The sequence below is a fragment of the uncultured Shewanella sp. genome (assembly GCF_947491715.1).
In the GTDB taxonomy this organism is placed as follows: Bacteria; Pseudomonadota; Gammaproteobacteria; order Enterobacterales; family Shewanellaceae; genus Shewanella.
On sequence record NZ_CANLKR010000031.1, the window covers coordinates 45,445 to 58,050 of the forward strand.

Sequence of the window (12,606 nt, forward strand, 5' to 3'; positions counted from 1 at the left end):
TCTGGCTCAGTTGTATTGATTTCTACAGAACGAATTTATGAGATGAAGCCGCTCAAAAAAATGCCTGCTCTTAAACTGTAAGCAGACATTGATATTTGCAGTCTATAATCACTCTGTTCGTCAGCGGAAATGATAGTGGTTACAATTAATACTTCCACAGTTTAAGTTAGCTATAATTTCGTTACTTTACATAATCGATTCTATTCCTAATACTTCAGCAGCTATCGACAATGACAAAGGCCTAGCATAACCATCGCCATTCATCATCACGGATATATATAATTCTTTTTCTGGAAAGTAAAGCGAGTCAGAGGCAAATCCAGGCAGGTTTCCACCATGATGGACAGTTGAGAACATGCCGATCTTTTCTATGAACAAACCAAAACCATATGGGTATTCTTGACCGTTTTTTAGTTTAAGTGGCGTCGTCATGGCTTTATAACTTTCATGACTAATTAACTTGCCATTTATCAATGCATTATGCCAAATTCCCAAGTCAGTAGGCGTAGAAACTATTGCTCCTGATGCATAAGGCCAGGTCATATCAACGAATTGGGCGTGTTGATATTCTTTATTTTTGTTTAAACTGTAGCCAGTCGCTCTGTTCAATATAAGCTGAGGTCCGTCATATTGACTGTTGTGCATACCTACTTTCTTAAAAATATTTTCTTCTATAAAGGTCTTATAACTTACTCCTGACGTAATCTCTATTATCTTACCTAGAAGGTTATAGTTAATAAAGTTGTAGCTAAACTCTGTTCTTGGTTCCGTGAATACAACTTCTTTGGCTAACCAAGCCAGCATTTCATCAGGCGACGCCGCAGTGTTGTCTTTTACATCTAATTGACTAATAAAGCTTGGTGTTATTTTAATCCCTGATGTGTGATTCAGCAGATTTTCTATCGTGATTGTGTTTCCCTTAGTTGAGAAGCCAGGAAGATATTGATTGATATTATCCTTAATGGATAATTTATTCTGTTCTTGCAGCATCATAATTGCAGTACTAGTAAACTGCTTGGTGATTGAGGCAATCCTAAAAACAGTTTCATTATGAGCGGCAACAGCCAGTTCCAGGTTAGCTTTACCTGCGCCTCCTGCATAAATTAATTTGCCTTTATGGGTAACAGCATAACTAACCGCTGGCGATTGTTCACGCTGAAATTCAATCACATGCTGTTCTATGTTCTTTAGCACATCAGCTCGTAAAGTGGTTGATACTATGATAAAGGTAAAAAATAATATAAAACGAGAGTGCATGGTTTATTCCTGATTATATATTTTAGTTTTATGAGAGAATAATTATTGCGTAAGTCATCTTGTTATATTACCGACGTTTTTTGCAATGAGCTCACAGGCTTGTCAACTGGTTGATAATATACGGTTTTTTCCTTAGCGGGTTTTTTGTTGTGGATGTAAAATGGTTAAATTATTTGTCATTCAGTGACTATCAATTTTATTAAACAAGTTTTTATGACGTGCTTTTATATTTTTAACTTGAAAGTATTTATTATCAAAATAACTAATATATTGAAAATAGTTGGCAAGTTTGTTTTGTGACTTTAGTACCGAAATTTTCTTAGCAGTTTGTTCAGAACGATAATTTGATACAACTAACGCTACATTTAGGAAAACTCATTCTACATCTTCAAAATATTAAATTTAACGTTTATTTTGTTACATTATTGTTTTTTATGCTAAAAGTAAAGGTTTTGTGATGTTGATATCGACAAGCGGTCTTAGAGATAACTGAAATTCTCACTTCCCCCTCTCCAAAAAAGTGTCGATTAAAACGATTTATAAAGCAGAGTGTGATAATTCTTGTTCTATGACTTTGTAGCTATTATTCCCGAGCTATTACTCCTGAGCAATGCCCAGCTGTTGTTGTTTTATTTTAGTGAGGCCAGAAGACACAATTCGGTGGGATTGCGTTAAGTAATAGGTTAATGCTTCAAACGTGTCTTTGCTGCAATTGTGTGTCTGTATCCATTTCATTCCACGGGAAGCGAAGGTGAGGGTTTATCTTATTAATTAACATTTAAAAACAAACTGTTGCTCGATTAGAAGCATCTTTATCAAACAATCGATATGTAAATGAATACTCAAACTATAGCCTTAAAACTGACTCCCGTACTCAAAATGATATTAAGTGTATTGATGAGAGTATCATCTGTGTCCATGTATTTCTGATTACTTGTTTTTGAGATCATTCCCGGTTGGTGGGATGCGATATAATCTTCTGTTTTCTTTTGCGCTCTTTCTATCACGTCTCTAATATGAATTCGACCAGCGACATCTTCTTCTGTGTACTTGAGGTGATCGCCTGATGCTGTTGGACCACTTTTTTCTGTGGCTAAGGCTGTATTTAAAAAACCGGTAGCCTCAACTAATTTGTCATTACCATTAAGCTTAGCTTTAAGGTAATTGTACTCCCGATCTGATAAATTGTGATTAATAACCTCTATCTCGTCACCAGTATGGGTAAAATCGAACGTTTTAGTCAATAAACTGGGTTGTTCAGATCCTACTTCAGCTAATACTCGTTGCGTTTCAGAGACCGTGTCTTTAACCGCGGTATCTCTTTTTTCAAGGTAGACTTCAAATTTCAGTAAGGCCGACTCGACTTTAGATCTTTGCTCTACTGGCGATAGTTTCGTGGTAATGGTTGCGGTATGTTGCTGAGGTGGAATTGAAATAGTGTTGTTGGAGCGATTCGTGTCATCATGCATTGTTGATGGAGTGACAGGTAGTTTGTTAATGTGTTGCGCTGGCGTGGGTGAGTTTAGTGGAACTGGTATTGCAGAGGTGATTTTCATATTTACTTCCTTTTAAAGGGCTTGTGATCCTTTCAGTTCGTTAAAAAAGTTATCGGCAAGATTGATATTAACTAAAGTGCTTTTATGTGGAATTGAACGCTTGAGATAACAAGAACGTGAGTACCTTAGTACTCACGTTATAAACCTGATGGTTTAACCATTAATGTGCTCGATTAGTGTTTCATCACAAATGTGAATAAATTTATAATTATCATGAAATTTACTCTCATCCACAATCTGAGAGAGAGGAACCATATAAACAATTTGAGCTATGTTATAAGCGACCTCCCAAATATCCCTAGGTGTGCCAAAGTTAGAGGCGAGGGTTTCTACCTTTTCACCACGACAACTAGGTAAGTCAAATGCGGCCGTAAATTGTCCCGATTCATCTGTTGTAAGGGTTCTAGTTACCCGTTCGCCATTTACAAAAGTAAAAACGACTATTTGCTCGCCAATAACGGGGATACCATTAACATCAACAGCTTTACCGCTTGCACTCAAGTTTGAGAATGCCAATGCAAAAAATGATTCGGAATAAGTTTATAGCATCATCAATATAGGGAGTAAGATTTGTTTGGTTGGACTATCGGCTGTGTTCTTTTCGATAGTAAAGAGGGCGCTATCGATCAAAGCTAGGTTGTTTCTCCTGTGTCCATGATGTGATATTCGATACAAAAAATGCCATTGGTCTAAAGAGCATTTATGAGACGATTTATGAGGCAGAGTATTGATAAAACCCAGTATTGATAAAAAAGAGTATCGATAACTCTTGTTCTATGACTTCGGCGCTATTCTTTTTGAGCTATTACTTCCGAGCTATTACTTCCGAGCAATGCCCAGTTGTTGTTGTTTTATTTTAGTGAGGCCAGAAGACACAATTCGGTGAGATTGCGTTAAGTAATAAGTTAATGCTTCAAATGTGTCTTTGCTGCAATCGTGTGCCTGTATCCATTTCATGCCACGGGATGCAAAGTAGGGAGCGGGTTGATAGCCTGAATGCGCTGTTAAAAAAACAAAGTTTTGCTCGGACACTTTAAAGGTGTATGTGGGTTGATTGTTTTTCCCTAAATTACCAATGGCAAATACTTTGCCACCGACTTTCCATACATGGGAGCCCCGCCATTGCATGACATATGTCGTGGCGGGTAAAGTGCTACAGAAGTCATTAAACTCATCATGGGTCATAGTGACTGCCTTCATGTCCTTATTATTGTATTTTTTCTTTTATTGTTGTTTCTGTGTTGATCACAGTGGTGTTTAATTTTCGTTTTGGCCCTAAGCCTAACATTAATCTGAGCGTTGAATTGGCATAGTTTAATCCTAATATGTCATCTTTGGGATGTTCTTTATAGTCAGTATAAGTGCCAAATAATCGATCCCAAATAGAAAACATAAACCCATAATTCGAATCAGAAAAATGTCTTTTTTTACTATGGTGTACAAAGTGCATTTGTGGCGTTACCAGTAAGTATACGAGTTTATTTTCAAATGGAAAAGTGACATTAGTGTGAAGCCAATGCTGGTTTGCCAAAAATAAAATCAGGATAACTAAACTGGGCCAAGAGCCAAATTGTGCAGGAAATAAAATCACGGTGATAATAATCGGTAATCCCATCATCATGACATGCATGGGTGAAGCTCGCATTCCTCCTAGCCACCAAATATGCTTTTGTGAGTGATGGAAAGCATGTATGTTCCATAACCATTGTTGATGCATGATCCTATGTGCCCAGTAAGACAACAAATCGATGAGTAGTAGATGGATCACTAATAGCGTACCTGTGGATAAAGGGGCGGTATACTGATACCAAGCTTGCATGAAGGGTAATTCAGAAACAAACAAAATGGGGCTAGCCATGAGCATAAAGAATCCTATATTCACAAGGTAAACATAAATACAGCCCACTAGATCTAACGTTTTTTCTGCATTTTTCACTTGTTTTCTGAAAGGCTTTATCATTGAAGCGAGTTGGAGGAGTAAGCCCAAGGCTACAAATAAAACATATTCCTTAATCATTGAGTTGCCCATTATACTAAATAATAATCATTATTATCATTGTTTTTATTTAAAAACAATCTTGGCAAGTTTGGTGAGTTGGTTTAATCGTGAAATGTAATTCTAATCTTTTTAATATGTTATTTTAAATACCCTTGCTTGTTAGGTTTTCTATTTGTTCAAATCATGTTTACGATTTCAGTGAGGCGAATGTATTAAGTTTACTTTTATTGGGCTTTTTGTGTCTTTATCTCATTCCTTTTTGGGTATAAGTGAGCCTGCTTTCTCTTACCCCTTATTGTCGACAATAATTGGCTTAAAACTTGACTAAGGTCGATAAAAAGCCTACATTGTCGACAATTAGTGTATTTTTATGTTGTTTATTCACCATGACATTTTTGTTTGAACAAACCGAAGAACACGCGATTACTTCAGCAGATAAGACTTTTTTTCAGCTAAGAAAAGATATTGTTGAAGGTGTGATTGCGCCTAGCGCTAAATTAAGTGAAGCTGAATTGTCGACAAAGTATGCAGTGAGCCGCGCTGTTGTTCGTGAGGCCATCAATCGTTTAGCGTCTTGTCATTTAGTTGAGCGAAAAGCGAATGTGGGCGCGCGGGTGGTGAGCTTAACTCGAGAAGGGTTAATTGAATTATATCAAGTGCGAGAGTCCCTTGAGGGAATGGCGGCACGTTTGGCGGCCAAAAACATGACAGAAATTGAGATTAGCGATCTCAATGGATTATTGAAAACCCATTTTGATGAAGTGCGTTCGGGTGAGTCTTATTATCAAGAAGCCGGTGACGTGGATTTTCATTATCGTATTATTTTAGGCAGTAAAAACCATCATCTCATCAATTTGTTATTAAATGGCATTTATCATTTAGTGCGTATGTACCGTGTACAACTAGGCATGAGCGGTCCTCGTGTCACTACCGCCTTTGATGAGCATAAACATATCGTACAGGCCATTGCCAATCGGGATGAAGAATTAGCTGAAATGCTGATGAGACGGCATATTTTATATTCAAAAAACAATATACAAAGCAAGCTTGAAAAACAGCAGGGAGAGAAAAATGAGTGCAGGTAAGAAGTTTCGTCAAGCATTAGCAGACAATCATCCTTTACAAGTGGTGGGGACGATCAATGCCTATTCGGCCATTATGGCGAAAAAAATTGGGCATCAAGCCATTTACTTATCCGGTGGTGGTGTGGCGAATGCCTCTTACGGCTTGCCTGATTTAGGCATGACGTCTCTCAACGATGTGCTGGTTGATGTGCAGCGTATTACCTCTGCCTGTGATTTACCTTTACTTGTTGATATCGATACGGGGTGGGGCGGTGCATTTAATATTGCCAAAACCATACGCGATATGGAAAAAGCGGGGGCAGCCGCTGTGCATATGGAAGATCAGGTGGCTCAAAAGCGTTGCGGTCACAGGCCCAATAAAGAGATTGTATCGACCGAGGAGATGGTGGATCGCATCAAAGCGGCGGTAGATGCACGCACCGATCCTGATTTTTTCATCATGGCCCGTACGGATTCCTTTGCACAGGAAGGGTTAGAAGCGGCAATAGAACGTGCCAAAGCTTATGTGGCGGCGGGCGCAGACGGTATTTTTGCCGAGGCCGTGAAAACAGAGGCCCATTATCGTGCGTTTTCAAAGGCGTTAAATGTGCCTATTTTGGCTAATATTACTGAGTTTGGGCAAACAGAGCTTTGGAATAAAGCGCAGCTAGGAGAGTGGGGGGCAGCCATGGTGCTGTATCCACTTAGTGCTTTTAGAGCTATGAACAAGGCTGCAGAGCAAGTGTACGGGGCTATATTAGAAGATGGCGATCAAAAAGCGGTGCTGGATTCCATGCAAACGCGAATGGATCTATATGATTATTTGGGTTATCACGATTATGAGCAAAAACTAGACAATTTGTTTGCCGAAGGGAAAAATCTCTAATAAGCTAGGGCCTGTTGACCTTTGGTGATGATTTCTGCAGCAGTTTGTGGGTTCTTTATACAAGGCAGAGCTTGTGTGGTGTAGTTATTCTACATAAACAAGTGATAACGCCGTAGAAGGGAGTCACAAACGCTGTCCGTAGGATCCGGCTAAATGTGTTTTACTCTTTGTTGAGAGCCTCTTTGTTAAAGAAAGAGGACTTAGATCACTAGGCGTCACTCCTCCCGCCTCGATTAAAACACGTTTATCTCGGACATAATTTAACCTCGAAAGGTCAACAGGCCCTATATCTCCTTTATTTAAGGGCGATTTACTGAGTGGCAGCTATCAGTACCCAATAATGTGAATGAGTTACAGCATACCAATGAAAGGAATTTAGTGATGGTGGATAAGAAATTAGCGGGCGCAGGCCTTCGTGGTCAAAGTGCAGGTGAAACGGCGTTATGTACAGTGGGTAAGTCAGGATCTGGTTTGACTTACCGAGGTTACGATATTTCAGATCTGGCTGATAATGCCTCTTTTGAAGAAGTGGCTTACTTACTGTTTAATGGTGAATTACCCAATGAATCTCAGTTAGATACCTATAAAACAGAATTATTTTCATTACGGGATCTTCCTCAAGCCTTAAAGGAAGTGCTACAGCGTATTCCTGCTGATTCTCACCCTATGGATGTGATGCGTACAGGGTGTTCTTTTTTAGGTAATTTAGAACCTGAAATGGATTTTAATGCACAAAAACAAGCGGCTAATCGATTACTGGCTGCCTTTCCCGCCATCATGTGTTATTGGTATAAGTTCTCTCATGACAATGTTGAGATTGATTGCGTCACTAATGAAGAGTCGTTAGCAGGGCATTTTTTGCATTTATTGAAGGGTAAGGCACCCTCAAAGCTGCATTGCCGTGTGATGGATGTGTCACTCATTTTATACGCAGAACATGAATTTAACGCATCGACCTTTACCGCTCGTGTTTGTGCATCGACTTTATCGGATATGTTCTCTTGTATTACGGGGGCAATTGGTACCTTGCGTGGCCCATTGCATGGTGGTGCAAATGAAGCGGCCATGGATATGATCCAGTCCTTTAAGTCGCCAGGTGATGCCAAAATACAAATGGCAGGCATGCTTGAGCGTAAAGAAAAAATCATGGGCTTTGGCCATGCCATTTATCGCACATCGGATCCTCGCAATGTGATTATTAAGTCTTGGTCTGAAAAACTGGCGCAAGAGTTTGGTGATAGCTCACTGTATGATATTTCTGTTGCCTGTGAAGAATTCATGTGGGATAGCAAAAAGCTTTTCTGTAATGCTGATTTCTTCCATGCCTCTGCGTATCACTTTATGGGGATCCCCACGAAACTCTTTACGCCTATTTTCGTGTGTTCACGCTTAACGGGCTGGGCATCACATGTGATGGAGCAACGTTCAAATAACCGTATTATTAGGCCTAGCGCTGATTATATTGGTGAGGAACCCCGTAAAGTCATGCCGATCAGTGAACGATAAGCTGTCATGATCAGGGCAGCATTGGCTGCCTTTGTTGATCTAATGACATTAACATTGTGTTTAGTGTGAGTTTTATTCCGAGATTATCCCGTCTTTTGTTTTGCTAACCTTGCTTTTTAATACAGACATATTGTTGAAATAAATCGGTTTATCTCGTGATGTACATGGAATTAAATTATGAATACCCTTTATCGCAAGCCATTAGTTGGTACGGCGCTCGACTATTTTGACACTCAAGCCGCTGTTGATGCTATCAGTCCGGGGGCTTATAAGAAGCTTCCTTATAGTTCGCGTGTTTATGCCGAAAATTTGGTTCGTCGTTGCAGCCCTGAAAAATTAACCGCGTGTTTGACTCAGATCATTGAGCGTAAACGAGACTTAGACTTTCCTTGGTATCCGGCTCGCGTAGTGTGTCATGATATTTTGGGCCAAACGGCGTTAGTGGATCTGGCGGGTTTGAGGGATGCTATTGCCGATAAAGGGGGCGATCCTTCAAAAGTGAATCCTGTGGTACCGACACAGTTGATTGTGGATCATTCTTTGGCTGTTGAGCATGCGGGGTTTGATCCCGATGCGTTTGAAAAAAACCGCGCGATTGAAGACAGGCGTAACGAAGACAGATTTCATTTTATCAATTGGACGAAAACGGCTTTTAAAAATATCGATGTGATCCAACCGGGTAATGGGATCATGCATCAGATAAATTTAGAAAAAATGTCGCCTGTGGTGCAATCACGTGATGGCATCGCATTTCCTGATACCTTGGTGGGAACCGATAGTCATACACCCCATGTGGATGCCTTAGGTGTGATCGCCATCGGTGTGGGGGGATTAGAAGCAGAGAGCGTCATGCTAGGTCGTCCTTCTTACATGCGTTTACCGGATATTGTTGGCGTGGAGCTGGTGGGACAGCGCCAAAGTGGTATCACGGCAACGGATATTGTATTGGCCATTACCGAATTTCTACGCAATGAAAAAGTGGTATCGACTTATTTAGAGTTTTTCGGCGAAGGGGCCAGTGCGCTGACATTAGGTGATCGCGCGACGATTGCTAATATGACGCCTGAATTTGGCGCCACAGCGGCGATGTTTTATATCGATGAGAAGACCATTGATTATTTAAAACTGACAGGGCGAAGTGAAGAGCAAGTTAATCTTGTTGAAACCTATGCCAAGCAAAGTGGTTTGTGGAGTGACAGCTTAAAAGAGGCCGAATATGAGCGTGTTCTTAAGTTTGACTTATCATCTGTGGGACGCAATATCGCTGGCCCCTCAAATCCTCATCGCCGGGTATCGACAACGGATTTAGCCGTCAAAGGCATTAGTGGTACGGTTGAAAATGACGCTGGCTTAATGCCCGATGGCGCCTGTATTATTGCTGCAATTACCAGTTGTACCAATACCTCTAATCCAAGAAATGTGATTGCGGCAGGCTTGCTCGCGCGTAATGCCAATGCCAAAGGCTTAATGCGTAAACCTTGGGTGAAAACCTCTCTAGCACCAGGTTCTAAAGCGGTGCAATTATACCTTGAAGAAGCAAAGTTATTACCCGAACTGGAGCAATTAGGCTTTGGGATAGTAGGGTTTGCTTGCACGACCTGTAATGGTATGAGTGGCGCGTTAGACCCGCTTATTCAACAAGAAGTGATTGACCGAGATCTCTATGCCACGGCGGTATTGTCTGGTAATCGTAATTTCGATGGCCGTATTCATCCTTATGCTAAGCAAGCCTTTTTAGCCTCACCGCCTTTAGTGGTGGCCTATGCAATAGCGGGAACCATACGGTTTGATATTGAGCAAGATGTATTAGGTCAAGACAGAGAAGGACGAGATGTCAGACTGAAAGATATTTGGCCCAGTGATGAAGAAATTGATGCCGTCGTGAACGCCAGTGTGAAGCCTGAGCAATTTCGTCAAGTGTATGAGCCGATGTTCGATATTAAGGTTGAATACGGTAAGGATAATGATCCTCAATATAATTGGCGCCCTCAGAGCACTTATATTCGTCGCCCTCCTTATTGGGAAGGCGCATTAGCGGGTGAGCGAACCATGCAAGGCATGCGTCCACTGGCCGTATTGGGTGACAATATCACTACAGATCACCTTTCACCGTCTAATGCCATCATGCTTGATAGTGCTGCGGGGGCTTATTTACATAAAATGGGACTTCCTGAAGCTGACTTTAATTCTTACGCCACTCACCGAGGCGATCATTTAACGGCGCAACGGGCCACTTTTGCTAATCCAAAGCTGTTTAATGAAATGGTGACGCAAATCGGAAAAGAAGGGCCAGTTGAAGTGAAGCAAGGCTCTTTTGCTCGTATTGAGCCTGAAGGTGTTGAGTCGCGCATGTGGGAAGCTATTGAGACTTACATGGCACGTAAACAACCCTTGATTATTATTGCTGGGGCCGATTATGGCCAAGGATCATCTCGTGACTGGGCGGCGAAAGGCGTGCGTTTAGCGGGTGTTGAGGTCATTGTTGCAGAGGGTTTTGAGCGTATTCATCGAACTAATTTAGTCGGCATGGGCGTGTTACCTCTGGAGTTTAAGCAGGGGGAGAGCCGTCACACTTATGCAATCGATGGCACTGAGACCTATGATGTGGTGGGCGAGCGTACTCCAGGGGCTGATTTAACACTGACCATTCATCGACGTAATGGCGAAGAGCTTCATGTTCCGGTGACTTGTCGACTCGATACTGCAGAAGAAGTGTCTATTTATGAGGCGGGTGGTGTGCTGCAGCGTTTCGCGCAGGACTTTTTAGAAAAAGGAGCGGCATAATGTCAACGTCTCACGTTTTTCCGCCACAAATAAGAGTCCCCGCGACTTATATGCGCGGCGGTACTAGTAAAGGTGTTTTTTTTAATCTCAACGATTTACCGATTGCGCTGCAAGAGGCGGGGCCCCAAAGAGATGCTTTTTTATTGCGTGTCATTGGCAGTCCCGATCCCTACGGTAAACAAACCGATGGCATGGGCGGCGCCACTTCTAGTACCAGTAAGACGGTGATTCTATCCAAGAGTATGCAGGCTGATCATGATGTGGATTATTTGTTTGGCCAAGTGGCCATCGATAAACCGTTTGTGGATTGGAGCGGTAATTGTGGCAATTTATCGGCGGCTGTTGGCGCGTTTGCTATCAATTCAGGCTTAGTGGATAAAACGCGCGTGCCCGATAATGGCATTGCTGTGGTGCGTATTTGGCAGAAAAATATAGGTAAAACCATTATTGCTCATGTGCCTATGATTAACGGTGACGTTCAAGAAACGGGCGACTTTGAGCTTGATGGTGTTACATTCCCGGCAGCCGAAGTGGTGGTGGAATTTATGTCACCCGCCGATGGCGAAGGTGCGTTGTTTCCAACGGGTAACCTTGTTGATGAACTCAGTGTCCCTGTTGATATTGCGAGCAATGGCGTGCTTGAGGCGACCTTGATTAATGCAGGGATCCCGACGATTTTCATTAAGGCGGAAGATATTGGTTATCAAGGCACCGAGCTGCAAGAGGTCATTAATGGCTCACCGCAAGCTTTGGCTATGTTTGAAACTATTCGCGCTTATGGTGCGGTGAAAATGGGCCTCATTTCTCATGTTGATGACGCCAATTTACGGGCGCATACACCGAAAGTGGCAATTGTGAGTGAGCCGAAAGAGTACGTGTCATCCAGCGGAAAAACCATCACGACAGATATGATCGATCTTAATGTACGTGCCTTGTCTATGGGGAAACTGCATCATGCCATGATGGGAACCGCTGCTGTGGCGATTGGCGTGGCTGCGGCTATTTCAGGCACATTAGTTTATGAGGCCGCAGGGGGGGATGAGCGATACAGTCACTCTGGTAATGTTCGTTTTGGTCACCCTTCTGGCACGCTTAAAGTGGGGGCCCAAGCAAGTGAGCTTGGTGGTGAGTGGCAAGTAACAAAAGCCATTATGAGTCGCAGTGCACGCGTGTTGATGGAAGGCTGGGTGCGAGTGCCAAAGGGGGCCTTTTAATTCAGCTGTTATCTTCATTTTTATAAGAGTGTAAACATATTTTTGCTGTTTTATGCTCTTATTGAAATGAATACCGTTCATCAATATTGGTGAATAATAGGGAAATGTATAAAGCCTTTTACTTCATGATTAAATTAATATCCTGACGCTTGTCCGTCTTTGCGGCTTTCACATCGGTGGCCATGTGTTTTGCTAATGATAAATAATTCATAAATCCCCTTGTTGAATTTAATATCCTGATGCTTGTCCGTCTTTGCGGCTTCCACATCGGTGGCCATGTGTTTTGCTAATGATAAATAATTCATAAATCCCCTTGTTGAATTTAATATCCTGATGCTTG

General features: G+C 41.7%; 11 protein-coding genes. 5 read left to right on the top strand and 6 right to left on the bottom strand.

Going from position 1 to position 12,606, the window contains the following annotated elements; translation table 11 throughout:
- Positions 1-186 precede the first annotated feature (186 nt).
- From Q0779_RS18050 to Q0779_RS18070, 5 genes are all read right to left on the bottom strand, one after another.
- Positions 187-1,257, bottom strand: coding sequence for a serine hydrolase (locus tag Q0779_RS18050; protein WP_298774737.1), 1,071 nt, complete (start codon positions 1,255-1,257; stop codon positions 187-189).
- Between the two features lie 842 nt (positions 1,258-2,099).
- Positions 2,100-2,813, bottom strand: a complete 714-nt coding sequence (locus Q0779_RS18055; protein WP_298774739.1) for a hypothetical protein — start codon at positions 2,811-2,813, stop codon at positions 2,100-2,102.
- A gap of 153 nt (positions 2,814-2,966) precedes the next feature.
- Positions 2,967-3,314, bottom strand: a complete 348-nt coding sequence (locus tag Q0779_RS18060) for a hypothetical protein (protein ID WP_298774741.1) — start codon at positions 3,312-3,314, stop codon at positions 2,967-2,969.
- A 318-nt stretch (positions 3,315-3,632) separates the two neighbouring features.
- Positions 3,633-3,998 (bottom strand): MmcQ/YjbR family DNA-binding protein, encoded by a 366-nt coding sequence (locus tag Q0779_RS18065; RefSeq protein WP_298774743.1) that lies wholly within the window; start codon positions 3,996-3,998, stop codon positions 3,633-3,635.
- Positions 3,999-4,020: 22 nt separating this feature from the next.
- Entirely contained in the window at positions 4,021-4,830 is an 810-nt protein-coding gene (locus Q0779_RS18070) for a sterol desaturase family protein (RefSeq protein WP_298774744.1), read from the bottom strand.
- Positions 4,831-5,198: 368 nt separating this feature from the next.
- Here Q0779_RS18070 and Q0779_RS18075 point away from each other — a divergent pair, with 368 nt between their 5' ends.
- The 5 genes from Q0779_RS18075 to prpF all read left to right on the top strand — a co-directional run bounded on the left by Q0779_RS18075 (position 5,199) and on the right by prpF (position 12,266).
- Positions 5,199-5,897: a GntR family transcriptional regulator gene (locus tag Q0779_RS18075; RefSeq protein ID WP_298774765.1), complete on the top strand. Its 699-nt coding sequence runs from the start codon at positions 5,199-5,201 to the stop codon at positions 5,895-5,897.
- Entirely contained in the window at positions 5,884-6,762 is an 879-nt protein-coding gene (prpB, locus tag Q0779_RS18080) for a methylisocitrate lyase (protein ID WP_298774746.1), read from the top strand. Before Q0779_RS18075 ends, prpB begins: the two co-directional genes overlap by 14 nt.
- 381 nt (positions 6,763-7,143) lie before the next feature.
- Positions 7,144-8,268 (top strand): 2-methylcitrate synthase, encoded by a 1,125-nt coding sequence (prpC, locus tag Q0779_RS18085; RefSeq protein WP_298774748.1) that lies wholly within the window; start codon positions 7,144-7,146, stop codon positions 8,266-8,268.
- A gap of 177 nt (positions 8,269-8,445) precedes the next feature.
- On the top strand, positions 8,446-11,052 hold the full coding sequence (acnD, locus tag Q0779_RS18090; protein ID WP_298774751.1) for a Fe/S-dependent 2-methylisocitrate dehydratase AcnD: 2,607 nt from the start codon (positions 8,446-8,448) through the stop codon (positions 11,050-11,052).
- Positions 11,052-12,266, top strand: coding sequence for a 2-methylaconitate cis-trans isomerase PrpF (gene prpF, locus Q0779_RS18095; protein ID WP_298774752.1), 1,215 nt, complete (start codon positions 11,052-11,054; stop codon positions 12,264-12,266). Before acnD ends, prpF begins: the two co-directional genes overlap by 1 nt.
- Before the next feature lie 134 nt (positions 12,267-12,400).
- Here prpF and Q0779_RS18100 read toward each other — a convergent pair.
- Positions 12,401-12,606 (bottom strand): hypothetical protein (locus Q0779_RS18100; RefSeq protein ID WP_298774755.1); only part of this gene is annotated, 206 nt, incomplete at its 5' end.